Source organism: Paucibacter sp. M5-1, from assembly GCF_027498415.2.
GTDB lineage: Bacteria > Pseudomonadota > Gammaproteobacteria > Burkholderiales > Burkholderiaceae_C > Roseateles_E.
This window is the reverse complement of sequence record NZ_JAPZLM020000001.1, coordinates 4,092,756-4,107,897: the sequence shown is the minus strand read 5'-3', so window position 1 is coordinate 4,107,897 and position 15,142 is coordinate 4,092,756. Positions and strand designations below refer to the sequence as shown.

The 15,142-nt window shown below is 70.2% G+C and carries 17 protein-coding genes; 3 read left to right on the top strand and 14 right to left on the bottom strand.

The genetic code is table 11. The annotated features are described in order from the left end of the window. Window positions 1-10 precede the first annotated feature (10 nt). Window positions 11-763, bottom strand: coding sequence for a siderophore-interacting protein (locus O5M90_RS19405; RefSeq protein ID WP_269840031.1), 753 nt, complete (start codon window positions 761-763; stop codon window positions 11-13). A 38-nt stretch (window positions 764-801) separates the two neighbouring features. Between O5M90_RS19405 and O5M90_RS19400 the strand changes: the two genes are divergently transcribed. Further along, entirely contained in the window at window positions 802-1,299 is a 498-nt protein-coding gene (locus O5M90_RS19400; RefSeq protein WP_269840030.1) for a MarR family winged helix-turn-helix transcriptional regulator, read from the top strand. A gap of 9 nt (window positions 1,300-1,308) precedes the next feature. Here the strand turns inward: O5M90_RS19400 and msrA are convergent, their stop codons facing one another. From msrA to O5M90_RS19380, 4 genes are read right to left on the bottom strand one after another with little or no spacing between them, the layout of a single operon-like run. Then, window positions 1,309-1,815, bottom strand: coding sequence for a peptide-methionine (S)-S-oxide reductase MsrA (gene msrA / locus O5M90_RS19395; RefSeq protein WP_440402266.1), 507 nt, complete (start codon window positions 1,813-1,815; stop codon window positions 1,309-1,311). A gap of 17 nt (window positions 1,816-1,832) precedes the next feature. Then, window positions 1,833-2,672, bottom strand: coding sequence for an S-formylglutathione hydrolase (gene fghA, locus O5M90_RS19390; protein ID WP_269840028.1), 840 nt, complete (start codon window positions 2,670-2,672; stop codon window positions 1,833-1,835). Then, on the bottom strand, window positions 2,672-3,778 hold the full coding sequence (locus tag O5M90_RS19385) for an S-(hydroxymethyl)glutathione dehydrogenase/class III alcohol dehydrogenase (RefSeq protein ID WP_137942930.1): 1,107 nt from the start codon (window positions 3,776-3,778) through the stop codon (window positions 2,672-2,674). The genes fghA and O5M90_RS19385 overlap by 1 nt, the downstream gene beginning before the upstream one ends. A 34-nt stretch (window positions 3,779-3,812) precedes the next feature. Beyond that, window positions 3,813-4,736, bottom strand: coding sequence for a LysR substrate-binding domain-containing protein (locus tag O5M90_RS19380; protein ID WP_440402265.1), 924 nt, complete (start codon window positions 4,734-4,736; stop codon window positions 3,813-3,815). A gap of 131 nt (window positions 4,737-4,867) precedes the next feature. Between O5M90_RS19380 and glyA the strand changes: the two genes are divergently transcribed. Then, window positions 4,868-6,214: a serine hydroxymethyltransferase gene (gene glyA / locus O5M90_RS19375; RefSeq protein ID WP_269840027.1), complete on the top strand. Its 1,347-nt coding sequence runs from the start codon at window positions 4,868-4,870 to the stop codon at window positions 6,212-6,214. Here glyA and O5M90_RS19370 read toward each other — a convergent pair. The 3 genes from O5M90_RS19370 to O5M90_RS19360 are packed head-to-tail and all read right to left on the bottom strand — an operon-like array spanning window position 6,159 to window position 9,672. Continuing rightward, window positions 6,159-8,315: an FUSC family protein gene (locus O5M90_RS19370; RefSeq protein ID WP_269840026.1), complete on the bottom strand. Its 2,157-nt coding sequence runs from the start codon at window positions 8,313-8,315 to the stop codon at window positions 6,159-6,161. The two genes, glyA and O5M90_RS19370, sit on opposite strands and share 56 nt — an antisense overlap. A 2-nt stretch (window positions 8,316-8,317) precedes the next feature. Next, the gene (locus O5M90_RS19365) at window positions 8,318-8,776 is read right to left on the bottom strand and encodes a GNAT family N-acetyltransferase (protein WP_269840025.1); all 459 of its coding nucleotides are present in this window, start codon (window positions 8,774-8,776) and stop codon (window positions 8,318-8,320) included. 32 nt (window positions 8,777-8,808) lie between these two features. Next, window positions 8,809-9,672, bottom strand: a complete 864-nt coding sequence (locus tag O5M90_RS19360) for a helix-turn-helix domain-containing protein (RefSeq protein WP_262971747.1) — start codon at window positions 9,670-9,672, stop codon at window positions 8,809-8,811. Window positions 9,673-9,735: 63 nt separating this feature from the next. On the opposite strand from O5M90_RS19360, the gene O5M90_RS19355 reads away from it, so the two are divergent. Next, window positions 9,736-11,100 carry a cytochrome P450 gene (locus O5M90_RS19355; RefSeq protein ID WP_269840024.1) on the top strand — a complete coding sequence of 455 codons (1,365 nt, stop codon included), beginning with the start codon at window positions 9,736-9,738 and terminating at the stop codon, window positions 11,098-11,100. Here O5M90_RS19355 and O5M90_RS19350 read toward each other — a convergent pair. From O5M90_RS19350 to O5M90_RS19325, 6 genes are all read right to left on the bottom strand, one after another. After that, entirely contained in the window at window positions 11,048-11,560 is a 513-nt protein-coding gene (locus O5M90_RS19350) for an OsmC family protein (RefSeq protein WP_269840023.1), read from the bottom strand. The genes O5M90_RS19355 and O5M90_RS19350 overlap by 53 nt on opposite strands. A gap of 68 nt (window positions 11,561-11,628) precedes the next feature. Further along, a complete protein-coding gene (locus tag O5M90_RS19345; RefSeq protein ID WP_269840022.1) occupies window positions 11,629-11,835 on the bottom strand; it encodes a hypothetical protein in 207 nt (68 codons plus the stop codon). An 8-nt stretch (window positions 11,836-11,843) separates the two neighbouring features. Beyond that, a complete protein-coding gene (locus O5M90_RS19340; RefSeq protein WP_269840021.1) occupies window positions 11,844-12,419 on the bottom strand; it encodes an RNA polymerase sigma factor in 576 nt (191 codons plus the stop codon). A gap of 89 nt (window positions 12,420-12,508) precedes the next feature. Then, window positions 12,509-13,459 carry a glutathione synthase gene (gene gshB / locus O5M90_RS19335; protein WP_269840020.1) on the bottom strand — a complete coding sequence of 317 codons (951 nt, stop codon included), beginning with the start codon at window positions 13,457-13,459 and terminating at the stop codon, window positions 12,509-12,511. A gap of 84 nt (window positions 13,460-13,543) precedes the next feature. Beyond that, window positions 13,544-13,864 carry a DUF6172 family protein gene (locus O5M90_RS19330; protein WP_269840019.1) on the bottom strand — a complete coding sequence of 107 codons (321 nt, stop codon included), beginning with the start codon at window positions 13,862-13,864 and terminating at the stop codon, window positions 13,544-13,546. Between the two features lie 44 nt (window positions 13,865-13,908). Beyond that, window positions 13,909-15,084, bottom strand: coding sequence for a benzoate/H(+) symporter BenE family transporter (locus O5M90_RS19325; RefSeq protein ID WP_269840018.1), 1,176 nt, complete (start codon window positions 15,082-15,084; stop codon window positions 13,909-13,911). Window positions 15,085-15,142: the final 58 nt, after the last annotated feature.

Sequence of the window (15,142 nt, the reverse complement as noted above, 5' to 3'; positions counted from 1 at the left end):
GGCGGAACCCTCAGGCAGGATCCTCGAGGTTCTCGTGATGGGCGATGGCGCCGCGCTTCCAGTAAGCGGCGGCGCGGATCGCGTGGCGGCTGTGCCCCTTTTCATCGACCAGAATCTTGCGCAGCGCAGCCATCGTGCCGGCCTCGCCGGCACACCAGGCATAGCCCTCGCCGGCCGGCAGCGCCAGCGCACGCAGCGCAGCGATCAGCTCGGCGTCGCCATCCAGCCATTGCAAGCGCACATCGGCCGCGCTGGCGAGCTCGCGGCGGTCGGCCGCATCGGGCACGCTCAGCAGCACCAGGGCCGGCACGCCGGCGGGCAACTCCTCCAGGCGGCGCGCGATCGCCGGCAGCGCGCTCGCGTCGCCGATCAGCAGATGCCAGTCATAGTCCAGCGGGATGACAAAGGAGCCGCGCGGGCCGGCAATCGTCAACCGCTGGCCGGGCTGCGCCTGGGCAGCCCAGCCGGCCGCCGGCCCGTCGCCATGCAGCGCGAACTCCAGCGTCAGTTCGCCGGCGACCGCATCGTAGCGGCGCGGCGTGTAGTCGCGCCGCGCCGGTTCCGCGCCGGCCGGGCCGAAGATCAGCTTGATATGGTCGTCGAACGAGGGGCTGTGGAAACCGGCCAGCTCGGGGCCGGCCAGCGTGATGCGCCGCATATGCGGGCTCAGCGCCTCGACCCGACGCACCTCCAGCTCGCGGCGAACGATCTCGTGGCGCAGGCGCTGTACGCGGCGCTCTGATGGGACTTGGGCTGCACTCATGGCGGGCTCCCTGGATATGGTTGACAATATCATCCATCATGCGCAAATCATTGGACATTGTCAACCATTCACCCCGCACCGGGACAGCCCATGGGCGGCCGGACGCGGCGCAGGACGATGTGCTGGAGCTGGTGCATCGCGTGATGCATCAGTACCGCGCGCAGCAGTACCAGGTCTTGCGCGATGGCCCGCATCAGATCACCCATATGGAGAGCAAGGTGCTGGGCTATTTCGGCCGCCACCCGGGCGCCACGCAGAGCGATCTGGCCGGCGACAGCGGCCGCGACAAGGCTCAGCTGGCCCGGCTGGTCAAGGGCCTGCGCGAGCGCGGCCTGCTGGACGGCACACCCGACCCGGCCGACCGCCGCAACACGCGGCTCACGCTGACCGCCGAGGGTCAGGCCTTGCTGGGCACGCTGAAGCAGCAGGCCCAGCGGCTGGCCGGCAAGGCCGTTGTCGGCATGAGTCCGCAAGAGCAGGCACAGCTGCTGGCCCTGCTGCAGCGGGTCCGGAGCAATCTGGACGCGCCGGACTGACGCCGGGGTTCAGCCCGCCTTGCGCTGCGGCAGCACCCAGCCGGGGCGCGGGAAGTGGCAGGTATAGCCGTTCGGCCGGTGCTGCAGATAGTCCTGATGCTCGGCCTCGGCGGCCCAGAACTGCGGCGCAGGCACCAGCTCGGTCACCGCCTTGCCGGGCCACAGGCCGGAAGCATCGACATCCTTGAGGGTGTCGATGGCCACCGCCTTCTGCGCCTCGCTGGTGTAGAAGATGGCCGAGCGGTAGCTGCTGCCGACATCGTTGCCCTGGCGGTTCAGCGTGCTGGGATCATGGATCTGGAAGAAGAACTCGAGCAGGCGGCGAAAGCTGGTGGCCTCGTTGTCGAACACGATCTCGATCGCCTCGGCATGGCCAGGGTGGTTGCGGTAGGTCGGGCTCTCATTGCTCCCGCCGGTGTAGCCGACCCGGGTCTGCAACACGCCGGGCAGCTTGCGTATCAACTCCTGCATGCCCCAGAAGCAGCCACCAGCCAGTACCGCAGTTTCCTTTGCCATCATGGCACTCCTTGTGTTCAAGACTTGGGCAGCAGCTGCGCCGCATGGTGGCGCAGATGATCGTCGACAAAGCTCGCGATGAAGTAATAGCCATGGTCGTAGCCGGCCTGGCGCCGCAGGGTCAGCGGCTGAGCGGCGGCCTTGCAGGCGCACTCGAAGGCCTCGGGCTGCAGCTGCTCGGTCAGGAATTTGTCGGCCAGGCCCTGGTCGATCAGGATGCCACCCGGGAAGGGTGCGCTGGGCCGCGCTCGCATCAGCGCGCTGGCATCGTGCGCGGCCCAGACGCTGCGGTCATCGCCCAGATAGCCGCTGAAGGCCTTCTCGCCCCAGGGGCACTGGGTCGGCGCGGCGATCGGCGCAAAGGCCGAGACCGAGGCGAACAGACCCGGATGGCGCAGCGCCAGGGTCAGCGCGCCATGGCCGCCCATCGAGTGGCCGAAGATGCCGGTGCGTGCGGCATCAAGGCCGAACTCGCGCTGCACCAGCGGCACCAGTTCCCTGGTCAGATAGCTCTCCATGCGCCAGTGCTGGGCCCAGGGCTGCTGCGTCGCGTCCAGATAGAAGCCGGCGCCGACGCCAAAGTCCCAGGCCGCGCTCTCGCCGGCCACATTGGCGCCGCGTGGGCTGGTGTCCGGCATCAAGAGCGCCAGGCCCAGCTCGGCCGCAAGACGCTGGGCACCGGCCTTCATCGTGAAGGTCTCCTCGCTGCAGGTCAGGCCGGCGAGGAAGACCAGCAGCGCCTTCGGCTCGGGCGGCAGGTACAGCGCAAAGCGCATCGGCAAGCCGATCTCGACCGACTCATGCTTGTAGAAGCGCTGGGCTCCGCCGAACGAGGCGTGCTCGGACAACAGCTCCATCAGAATTCCACCACCGAGCGGATCGACTCGCCGCGCTTCATCAGATCAAAACCTTCGTTGATCTGTTCCAGCTTGAGCTTGTGCGTGATCAGCGAATCGATATTGAGCTTGCCGTCCATATACCAGTCGACGATCTTGGGCACATCGGTGCGGCCACGCGCGCCGCCGAAGGCGCTGCCCTCCCATTTGCGGCCGGTCACCAGCTGGAAGGGTCGGGTGCTGATCTCGGCGCCGGCCTCGGCCACGCCGATGATGATGGAGCGGCCCCAGCCCTTGTGCGTGCACTCCAGCGCGTCGCGCATCACCTTGGTATTGCCGATGCACTCGAAGCTGTAGTCGGCGCCGCCATCGGTCAGCTGCACGATGTGATCGACCAGATTGGGTACCTCCTTTGGGTTGACGAAGTGGGTCATGCCGAACTCGCGCGCCATCTTCTCGCGCGCCGGGTTCAGGTCCACGCCGATGATCTTGTCGGCGCCCACCATCTTGGCACCCTGGATCACGTTCAGGCCGATGCCGCCCAGGCCGAACACCACCACGTTCGCGCCGGCTTCCACCTTGGCGGTGAACAGCACCGCGCCGACACCGGTGGTGACGCCGCAGCCGATGTAGCAGACCTTGTCGAAGGGCGCGTCCTCGCGGATCTTGGCCAGGGCAATACCTGGCACCACGATGTGATTCGAAAACGTGGACGTGCCCATGTAATGGAAGATGGGCTTGCCGTCGATCGAGAACCGCGCGCTGCCGTCGGGCATCAGGCCCTTGCCCTGGGTGCTGCGGATCGCCTGACACAGATTGGTCTTGCGCGACAGGCAGAACTTGCACTGCCGGCACTCGGGCGTGTAGAGCGGGATCACATGGTCGCCGGGCTTCAGCCAGGTGACGCCCTCGCCAACCTCCAGCACGATGCCGGCCCCCTCATGACCCAGGATGGCGGGGAAGATGCCTTCCGGGTCGGCGCCGGACAGGGTGTAGTAGTCGGTGTGGCAGATGCCGGTGGCCTTGATCTCCACCAGCACCTCGCCGGCGCGCGGACCGTCGAGCTGGACTTCTTCGATGCTCAGCGGGGCGCCGGCCTTCCAGGCGACGGCAGCACGGGTCTTGATCATGGCGGGACATCCTTGCAAAGAAACAGTGGTCTCATCTTCGCATAGCGCCCGTGCCGCCGAGGCGCTGCAAGGCATCGACCAGACGCAGCGTCAGGTCTTGCCCGGCGCGAGGCAAGGGCATCAGCAGGGCGATGGTCTCGGCCAGCGGCACAGCGCTCCCCCAGGGCGCGACCAGACTGCCCTCGGCCAGCGCGGCAGCCACCAGGCGTTGCCGCCCCATCAGCACCCCCTGCCCGGCCAGCGCCGCCTGCAGCGCCATGCTGTAGAGCGAGAAGCGTGGGCCGTCCGTCGCGGCGATATCGCTGCGGCCGGCCGCCTTCAGCCAGCGCGCCCAGTCCTGCGACCAGACGATGTCGTGTAGCAGGGTCTGCTCGGCCAGTTCGGGCGCGCGGCCGCGCGGGCCCAGCAGGCTGGGGCTGCAGACCGCCAGCAAGGCATCCTCGGCCAGCACCAGGCGCTGGCAACCCTTGGGCGGCGGCTTGCGCGGCAGCGCCGGCGCATAGAACAAGCCCAGGTCATAGGCCTCGCGTTGGAAATTCGGCGGCGCCTCCAGCGCGCTCAGCGAGAGCTGCAGCCCCGGCAGCTCGCGCCGCAGGGCCGGCAGCAGCGGCGTGAGCCAGAGCTGGGCCAGGGCCGGCAGGGCCGCGATATGCAGCCGCGCGGCGCCAGCCTCGCTGCGCAGGGTCTGCGCCGCCTGGCCCAGCTGGTCCATCGCGGCGGCCAGCGCCGGCACCGCGGCGGCCGCCTGGGCACGCAGGCTCAGGCCCCGGCTGTGGCGCTCGAACAGCGGCGCGCCCAGCCATTGTTCCAGCGCCTTGACCTGGGCCGCGACAGCCGCCGGCGTCACGCACAACTCCTCGGCGGCGCGTGCAAAGCTCTGGTGCCGCGCGGCCGCCTCGAAGGCGCGCAGCGCGAGGAAAGGCGGCAGACGGGGGTTGGGGGGTTGGACGGCCATGGCTCGACTCAGGCCTAGATTCTCTAGGCCTGGACCCAAGAATAACTTGCTTGAAGCTGCCGGCGCTTGGCCCCAGCATCGGCCCGTCGCCAATCTCCGCGCGATGCCCGACCAAGAAAGCGAACCCGCAGATGAGCACAGCCCAATTGCAGGCCCGGCCCTGGGTGCCGGCCGCTATCGACCACCATGTACAGGCGCTGGCCGGCGCGGCCGGCGCGCTGGACAGCCCCGCGCTGGACGAGGAGCTGGCCCGCCTGGTGGCCGAGAACCATCGCATCCACGATGTCGAGGGCATCAATCTCAACCCGGCCAGCAATTTGATGAACCCGCGCGCCGAGGCCCTGCTGGCCGCCGGCCTGGGCACGCGCCCCTCGCTGGGCTATCCCGGCGACAAGTACGAGATGGGCTTGGAGGCGATCGAGCGCATCGAGGTGATCGCGGCCGAGCTGGCGGCCCAGGTATTCAAGGCCCGCTATGCCGAGATCCGCGTCGGCTCGGGCGCGCTGGCCAATCTCTATGTCTTCATGGCCTGCTGCAAGCCCGGCGACACCATCATCGTGCCGCCGGCCGAGATCGGCGGTCATGTGACCCATCATGCGGCCGGCGCCGCCGGGCTCTACGGCCTGCGCAGCGTGCCGGCGCCGGTGCGGGCCGATGGCTACAGTGTCGACGTGCCGGCCCTGGTGCGCCTTGCCGCCGAGGTCCGCCCCAAGCTGATCACGCTGGGCGGCAGCCTGAATCTGTTCGCCCACCCGGTGGCGGCGGTGCGCGAGATCGCCGACAAGGTGGGCGCGCTGCTGATGTTCGACGCCGCGCATCTGAGCGGCATGATTGCCGGCGGCACCTGGGCCAACCCGCTGGATCTGGGCGCCCATGTGATGACGATGAGCACCTACAAAAGCCTGGGCGGTCCGCCGGGCGGCCTGATCGTCGGCAACGACGCGGGCCTGGCCGAGCGGCTCGACGCGATCGCCTACCCGGGGCTGACCGCCAATTTCGATGCCGGCAAGACCGCCGCGCTGGCACTGGGCCTGCTGGACTGGAAGGAACACGGCCACGACTACGGCCTGGCGATGCAGGCCAGCGCGCGGGCGCTGGCCGCCGGCCTGATCGCTCGCGACCTGCCGGTGTTCGCCCGCGAACGCGGCGGCACCGACTCGCACCAGTTCGCCATCGAGGCGGCCGCCTGGGGCGGTGGCCAGGCCGCCGCCAAGCGCCTGGCACGGGCCCGGCTGCTGAGCTGCGGCATCGGTCTGCCGCTGGACCGCGTGCCGGCCTTGGCCGGCGATGTCAACGGCCTGCGCCTGGGCGTGCCTGAGATCGTGCGCCTGGGCCTGGGTCCGGCTCAGATGGCCGAGCTGGCGGCGCTGATCGCCGGCGCGCTCGAATCGGATGCGGCGGCCGCCGCGCTGGCACCCGAGGTCACGGCCTTTCGCCGACGCCACTGCGCGGGCGGCCTGCGCTATCTGCGCGGCTGATCGCCGCCAGCAACCGCGACTCGGCAGCGACCAGGTCTGCCGCTTCGCGCCGCGCCAGGCGCAACCGACGCAGCAACCAGGGGGTCAGGTCTTGCTGGCCGGCATGCTCGGGCCAGTCGACCTCGGCGGGCGCCATCACCGGCAGCTCGGCGCCCTGCCCTTGCACCAGCCATGCTGCGCAGTCCTGCCGGGCCAGCGCCAGCTCGGGGCCGGCCAGCTCGGCGGCGAGCCGGTCGGTGCGCCGGTTCAGCATCTGCTGCACCGTGCCCAGCAGGGCCATGAAACGGTAGCCATGGCTCAGCACCGCCTCGATCTCCGGCTCGGGCAGACGCACCTGGCGCGGCTCGACCCGGCTGCGCTGGGCCGCGGCGGCCAGCGCAGCCAGGGCCGTGTAGGCCTGCTGGCGGCTCAGGCGCTGGGCCAGCTGCTGCTCGGGCGCCGGCGCCCAGACCAGCAGATTGCCGGCATGGCGGGCCAGCGCCGCGCGCAGCTGGCCGCTCAGGCGCTGCAGCGAACGGCGCTCCCACGAGGGCAGCACGAAGCAGAAGGCCCAGGCCAGCAGCGCGCCGATCACGGTGTCGGCCAGGCGCTCGGCAATCGCCGGGCTGCTGCCCGGCTGCAGCAGCAGCGGCTGCACCAGGGCCATCAGGGTGGCGGCGGTGGCGGCGACGCGGTAGCGCTGGTTGACATAGGCATGGGCCACGCCCACCGCGACGATGAAGGCCAGCGCCAGCAGACGCGGCTGCTGCAGCTGTGCCAGCGCGAGCACCAGCAGGCAGCCGATCACGGTGCCGATGATGCGCTCGTTGCGGCGCGACAGGGTCTGCTCCAGATTGCCGCGCAAGACCACCGCGACGCTCAGCACCAGCCAGTAGGGATGGGCGTTCCAGGGCAGGAACTGGCCCAGCACATAGGCCAGCGACAAGGCCAGGCCGGCGCGCAAGGCATGGCGCATCACGCCGGACTGCAGGCTCAGATGCGGCTTCAGCGCGGCCAGCGGCCAGCCCTCGGGCGAGACGAAGAGCTGCAGCTTCTCGGGCGGCCAGGCACTGTCCCGGTCCGGGCCCGCCTGGCGCTCGGCCATCGCCGCGACATCGTCCAGCATATGGCCGAGCCGGCTTTGCAGCGCGTCGACCAGGTGGTGGCGCGCGTCGTCGGCGGCGGCCGGCGCACCGGCCAGACGCGCTGCCAGCGCCTCGCGCCAGCCTTGCGCCGACACGGCGGGCATGACTTGCCCCTGGCCGATGGCAGCGGCGAGGGTCTCCAGGGCCTCGGCCAGGTGGATCAGCGTGGTGGCCAGCGCACCGCGCCAATGCAGGCCGGCGGCGTCGCTGCCCAGCAGCTCGACGTCGAGCCGGATCGACAGCATCAGATCGCGCAATTCGATCAGGCCCAGCACCAGATCGGTCTGGCGCCGGCTCACGGCCGAGGGTCGCGCGGCAAAGACCTGGTCGCGCGCGGCCTGCAGCGCGTCGGCCAGCAGGACGTCGTCGGCAATCGAGGCGCGGATGCTGGCATCGGCCGGCGGCAGCGCGCCGGCGATGCGTTGCGCCCGCGATCGCAGCCGCGCCACGCAGGCCCGCATCGCCGCCGCCACGGCCAGCTCGCGGTAGCGCCGCCGCAGCAGCCAGGCGCCGGCGCGTGCCCACTGGGTGTAGACCAGCGCACCGGCCAGCACCCAGCCGGCATGGGCGAGGGCCGCGGTGGCCGACGGCGGCGCATGCCAGGCCATCGCGAACACCAGCGCCAGCACGCCGGTGAAGGACAACGGCCCGGCGCGCGGGCCCCAGGCCATCATCATCAGCGTGCCAAAGGCGATCAGCGCGATCAGCCCCGTCATCGCCACCGGCGAATGCCGCAGCAGGCCGACGGCCAGGGTCACCAGCGCGGCCAGCAGCGCGGCCGGGAAGAGCCGGCGCCAGACCCGCTGCGGCGGGTTCGGCAGGTCTGGCAGGCTGCAGCAGACCGCACCACCGGCGGCGGCCAGGCCGGCGTCCAGCCCGAACAGCGCAGTGAACAAGGCCTGTATCAACGCCACGCCCAGCGCGACACTGATGCCGTTCAACTGGGCGGCGGAGAGGCGGCGCCAGGGGCCTGGCATGTTCAGAGCTTCAGGCTCATCACGAGCTCGCCATCATCGATCTCGCCGGTCGGCGTGAAACCCAGCGAGCGGTAGAAGCGCTCGGCCGCCGCTGCATTCGCGCTGTCCTGCACATAGCTCAGATACAGCGTCTCGGCGCCGGGCCGCGTGCGCACATGGGCGATCAGCGCCTGCACCGCCGCCGCGCCATAACCCCTGCCCTGCTGCCCCTTGTCGATCATCAGCCGCCAGAGCGCGAACTTGGGTTCCTCGGGCGCGGGCGTCAGGCTGGGGTCGTACAGCATCAGAAAGCCGACCAGCACGCCGTCCACCGCAATGCCGCGCGGCCAGGCCTCGGCATAGACGGCGGCCTGGGCCATCGATCTGACATTGGGCGCCACCTGTTTGCCACCGTCGCCGGCGTCCAGCTTCAGCAGCTCGGCCAGGTTGTGGCGGGTGATTTCGACCAGTTGCACGGACATTTGGGCTTCCTTGCTTTGAAAACAGGGGGCGCTCAGGCCCAGACGCGATAGGGCCAGAAAGCCTCCTCGCTGTCGATGCGCCGGCGCAGTTCCTCGGGGCTGAAGCCAGTGACGCGGCGCGTCTCGCGGCACAGATGGGCCTGGTCCGCATAGCCCATATCCTGGGCCAGCGCGCTCCAGACCAGCTCGCCCTCGGCCATCGCGCGCCGGCCCTGCGCATAGGTGGCCTCGGCCCGGCTGAGCGCACGCAGCGCGCGCAGGCTCTGGCCGCTCCATTGCTTGATGCGGCGCTCCATCTGGCGCAGGCTGCGGCCATGGCCGGCGGCCACTGCGCGCAGGGCCAGGTGTTGCATCCAGTCACGGTAGCCGCTACCGCCCGCCTGCGGCACCGCGCGCCAGCGCGGCCGCAGGAAGTCCTCCAGCAGGCGCTGGCAGGCCTGCTCGTCGGGCGCGGCCAGCATCGCCGCGTTCAACGCACGCCAGTCCGGCTCATTCAGCCCGGGCTGCTGCTCCATGCTGACGCAGCGGTCGCACAGGGCTGCGATGTCCAGCCCGGTCAGCGCCTGCAGCGCATCCGGTGTGATCGCGGTCATGAAGCAGCGCGTCGGCCCATGCGCGCGGTAGAAGGCCGGCCGGCTGCGCGGCCCGGTGACCAGCAGCGGACCCGGCAACAGGCCCAGCGAGCGCCCCGCCTCGTCCAACTGCTCGCCCGCCCCGGCCAGCACCCAGCTCAGGCCGCATAGCGGCGTGGCCGGAAACCAGCTGCTGCGCTGAGCCTCGCTGAGCCCGGCCGCCGCCGAGGTGTCGCGCCACAGATGGGCATGCAGGCAGCCGCTCAGCGCAAGACCTGGCACCAGCAGGCGGGCGACGGCATCGGGATGCAGGGAGTGATCCATGCTCGCAGTCTAGTGTCGCAACCGTTCAATACCGAAAAACAGGGTGCCGGCAAGATCGCCGCCATGACGACCGACACCTTGACCCGCTCCACCCTGCCCCCCGGCCCGCCCTGCCGCTGGCTGGGCCTGCCCGAGCTGGGCGCGCTGCGGCGCGACTATCTGGGCTTTCTGAGCGGCCTGCAGCGCCGCCATGGCGACATCGTGCATCTGCGCCTGATGCAGTACCGCGACTACAACTTCTTCCATCCCGAGCAAGTGCGTGAGCTGCTTGTGGCCGCCCACGAAGGGCTGATCCGCTGGGAGCGCGGCATCGAGGTGTTTGCCTCGGCCCATGGCCAGAGCGTGCTGGTGGCCGAGGGGCAGGCCTGGAAGCGCCAGCGCCAGATGCTGCAACCGGGCTTTGCGCCGAAGCGGGTCGAGGCCTTCGCGCCGCTGATGGTGGCGGCCACCGAGCAGGCGCTGGCGGGCTGGCAGAGCGGCCCCGAGTTCGGTTTCGAGTCGGCGATGACCCAGCTGACGATGGAGGTGATCCTGCGCAGCCTGTTCTCGCGCAGCGACACGGCCGAGGGTAGGCGCGCCGCCGATGCCGTCCATGCCATCAGCCTGATCGGCATGCAGGAGATGTTCTGGCCGGCCAGCGCCCCGCTGTGGGCGCCCTGGAAAGCGGGCAAGCGCCGGGCGCTGCAGACCCTGGATGGGCTGATCCGCGGCGAGCTGGCGCGGCGCCGCGCCATGCCTGACTTCCAGGGCGAGGATCTGCTGCAGATGCTGCTGCAGCTGCGCGACCCGCAGGGCCGGCCGCTCGGCGAACAGGCGCTGCGCGACGAGTGCATGACCATCTTCCTGGCCGGCCACGAGACCAGCGCCGCCGCGCTGACCTGGTGGGGCTGGTGCATGGCCGCCCATCCCGACGCACAGCGCCGCGCCGCCGACGAGCTGCAGGAGGTGCTGGGCGGGCGGGCACCGAGCGCCGCCGACCTACCGCGTCTGCCCTGGCTGCAGGCCTGCATCAAGGAGGTGCTGCGCCTGTACCCGCCAGCCCCGGCCCTGTTGTCGCGCATCAGCACCGCGCCGCTGCAGATCGGCGGCTACACCCTGCCGGCGGGCTCGATGATCCGGCTGACCCCGGGCATCATCCAGCGCGATCCGCGCTGGTTCGAGGAGCCCGAGGCCTTCCGCCCCGAGCGTTTCGATCCGGCCAGCGGCCATGCCGAGATCCCGCGCGGCGCCTGGCTGCCCTTCGGCGCCGGACCGCGGGTCTGCCTGGGCAGCCATTTCGCGCTGACCGAGATCGGGCTGATCGCGGCCCTGCTACTGCAGCGTTACGAGCTGGCGCCCGCGCCCGGCCGGCCGGCGCCGATACCGGCGCTGCAGATCACGCTGCGGCCGACGGAACCCCTGCGGCTGGCGCTGCGGCCGCGTTGCTGAGCTGCGGCTCGCACAGCACCTCGCAGGCCACCGAGTTGGCGATATAGCAGGCCTCGTGGGCGGCGTGGTGCAGAGCCTCGTGAGCCGCCGCATCGGGCGCGGCATCGGCGAACTGCACGACAGGCCGCAGGGTCACGCGCGTCATCGCCATCTTGCCGCGCGCGTTGCGCGCCATCACACCGAGCGCATCGTCGCGATAGCTCTCGACCACCCAGCCGGCCTTGGCCGCCAGGCTCAGAAACCACAACATATGGCAGCTGGACAGCGAAGCCACAAAGGCCTCCTCGGGGTCCACCGCCGCCGGGTCCGAGTAAGGCAGGGGCACCGAATGCGGGGATGAGGAGGCCGGCACCTGTACGCCGCCATCGAAGCCCCAGGCATGCCGACGGCTGTAGCGCTGGTCGGTGAAGACTTCATCGGCCTGGCGTGCCCAGGTCACGGATGCGGAGAACTCGGCCATCACAGATGCTCCTATCGGTTGAACGCAGCCTCACATCCTAGCGGTGCCGACCCGGGGCCTCTTCGGCGTCAAGGCTTCAAGCGTTGCCGCACCGTCTCGAACAGCCCCAGCAGCCAGCACATCGGGCAGCCGCGCATCAGCAGCACCGCGCCGAGCAGCGCTCCGGCGCGCAGCCAGCCCTGCTGCGGCCCCGGCCACAGCGCCAGCACTAGCAGCAGCGCGGCCGCCGCGCCGCGCAGCAGATGAATGGTGATGGAACGACTGCAAAAAAACATTCCGGGCCTCACGGTGCGTCGCCCTGGGCGCCGGTCTGTGGCGCGCCGTCCTTGAGCCAGTAGCCGCTGGCCAGCAGCTGCTCGCGCACCCGGGCGCGGGCCCGGTGTAGCCGGCTCTTGACTGCCTCCAGGCTCAGGCCCAGCTGGGCCGCGACCTCGGGTGCCGTCAACTCGTGCACATCGCGCAGCAGCAGCACCTCGCGATAGGCCGGGCTCAGTTGCTCGATCGCCCGGGCCAGATCGCGCCGCAGATCCAGCGGCAGCACCGCCGCCTGGGGCTCCAGCGCCTCGGGCAGGTCCTCCAGCGAGTCGCTGCCTTTGCGCAGGCGCAGCAGCCGGTAGCACTCGCGCTCGACGATGCGGAACAGCCAGCCGGCCAGCGCTGCCGCCGCGCGCAGCGCGCCGACACGGCGATACAGCTGCCACAGCGCCAGCTGCACCGCGTCCTCGGCATCCTCGCTGCTGCTGCAGCTGCGACGCGCAAAGCGCTTCAGATCGGGCTGGCACAGGCTCAGCAACTGCAGTACCGCGCCCTTGTCACCACGGCGCGCGGACTCCACCAGTTCAATCGGGGCTTGCAACATTCTTCAGCACTCCTGCAGAGGGTTCACACCAGTTTCTGCAGCAAGGAGGGCCCGAACGGCCCAAAGGGTTCAGCGCCCGAAGAAAAAGCTCAGGCTCCGGCGGCCCGCTCCAGCGCATCGACGAACAGCTTCGCGACATCGAAGCCGGTCTGCTTCGTGATTTCCTGGAAGCCGGTCGGGCTGGTGACATTGATCTCGGTGACGCAGTCGCCGATCACATCCAGGCCCACCAGCAGCAGGCCGCGCGCGGCCAGCACCGGCGCCAGCTGCTCGGCGATCTCGCGGTCGCGCGGGGTCAGCGGCTGGGCCACGCCCTTGCCGCCGGCGGCCAGATTGCCGCGGATCTCCGTGCCCTGCGGGATGCGGGCCAGGCAGAAGGGCACGACCTCGCCGCCGATCAGCAGCACGCGCTTGTCGCCCTGGACGATCTCCGGCAGATAGCGCTGCACCATCACGGTCTCGGCGCCGCCCTGGTTGAGCGTCTCGATGATGGAGCCGAGGTTCAGCCCGTCGGGGCCGACGCGGAAGATGCCCATGCCGCCCATGCCGTCCAGCGGCTTCAGGATGATGTCACGGTGCTCGGCGTGGAAAGCCTTGATAGCCGCCGCGCTGCGCGTCACCAGGGTCGGGCCGATCAGCTCGGGAAACTCCAGGATGGCCAGCTTCTCGGGATGGTCGCGCAGCGATGCCGGCTTGTTGAAGACTTTCGCCCCCTCGCGCTCGGCCTGGCTCAGCAGATGGGTGGCGTAGAAGAACTCGCTGTCGAACGGCGGGTCCTTGCGCATCACGATGGCATCCGTCTCGGCCAGCACCAGGTCCGTCGTCTGCTCGACCCTGAACCAGTCATGCTCGTCACCGGTCAGCGTGATCCGGCGGGCACCGTGGGCGCTGACCTTGCCACCACGAATCCAGACCAGATCGGCCGGATGGCAGGCCCACAGCACATGACCGCGCTTGGCGGCCTCGCGCATCATCGAAAAAGTCGTGTCCTTGTAGGTCTTGAAGGACTCCAGCGGGTCGGCGACGAATAAGAGGATCATGACGGGCGCACTTTCACAAGGGGAGGTACTCGGCGGTGCGCAGTGTTGCACGACTGGCGCCAAGGCGCAGGGCTCAGCCCTTCATCAATCTTCGTGGTCGTCGTCGAGCGCCGATGCGCGCGGCACGAAGCTGCGCTGCGCCGGCTTGGCCAGCAGTTCCAGGTAGAAGGCCGGGGCCTGGGCGGCAGCGGCCTCGTTGATGCGGTCCATGAAGGCGCCGACATGGATCACCTCGGCCGCCGCCTCGCTGAGGCCGAAGCGGCAGTCGAAGTCCCAGAAGTCCGCTTGCGCCGGCAGGGGCTTGCGGCGCTCGCGCTTCAGGTACTGGCGGATCTCGTGCTTGATGGCTTCGAGCAGGCGCTCGGGGTTCTTGCCTTCGACGTGGAGTTGGAAAGTCTTCTTCATGGCAAGTCTCTGGGACAGCGCGCGTTCGGGGCAGGAATTATCCGTCAGGCCCGCCAACGCGCCACCAGCAGCGCCGCGCTGCCGGCCACCACGCCCCAGAAGGCCGAGCCTATGCCCAGCAGCGAGACGCCGGACAGCGTGACCAGAAAGGTCAGGATGGCGGCGTCGCGGTGTTTCTCGTCCTTCAGCGCGGCCGAGAGACCGCCGGCAATCGTGCCCAGCAAGGCCAGGCCGGCCACCGCTGCGACCAGCTCGCGCGGGAAGGCGACCAGCAGGCCGACGACCGCGCCGCCGGCCAGGCCCACGGCGATATAGAACAGGCCGGCCATCATGGCGGCGGTGTAGCGCTTGGCCGGGTCTTCGTGCGCCTCGCGGCCCATGCAGATGGCGGCGGTGATGGCCGCCAGATTGAAGGCATAGCCACCGAACGGCGCCAACAGCAGCGAGGCAAGACCTGTCACCGTGATGCTGGCCGACACCGGGGTCTGGTAGCCCGAGGCTCGCTGCGCCGCGACGCCGGGCAGGTTCTGCGAGGCCATCGTGACCAGGAACAGCGGCAGGGCCACGCCGACCAGGGCCGCCAGACTGAAAACCGGCGTGGTCCAGACCGGCTGGGCCCAGGCCCAGTCGACCGCGCTCAGGCGCAGCCGGCCCTGCGCCGCCGCGACCGCCACACCGGCCAGCAGCACGCCGGGCACCGCATAGCGCGGCATGAAGCGCTTGCCGAGCAGATAGGCTCCGGCCATCACCAGCACCATCAGCGGCGCACTCTGGACCGTCAGCACCGCATCGAGCCCGAAACGGGCCAGCACGCCGGCCAGCAGGGCCGAGGCCACGGCCAGCGGGATGCGGTCCATCACCCGCTCGAACCAGCGCGTCACCCCGAACAGCATGATCAGCGCCGCGCAGACGATGAAGGCGCCGATCGCCTCGGCCATCGACAGCCCGGCCGAGCCGGCCAGCAAGGCCGCGCCGGGCGTGCTCCAGGCGGTCAGCACCGGCTGGCGGGTCCACAGCGACAGCCCCAGGCTGGTGATGCCCATACCCAGTCCCAGCGCCCACATCCAGGAGCTGGTCTGGGCGGCTGTCGCACCGAGCGCCTGGGCGGCCTGGAACACGATGGCCACCGAGCTGGTGAAACCCACCAGCACGGCGACAAAGCCGGCCACGGCGGCGGAGAGGGTCAGGTCTTGAAGCCAGAGGCGATGTTGCGTCGTCATGGCGCCAGCATAGCGGCGAGGCTGCTGACAAGCCTGGGCCGGCGCGCGGGCAAGATAG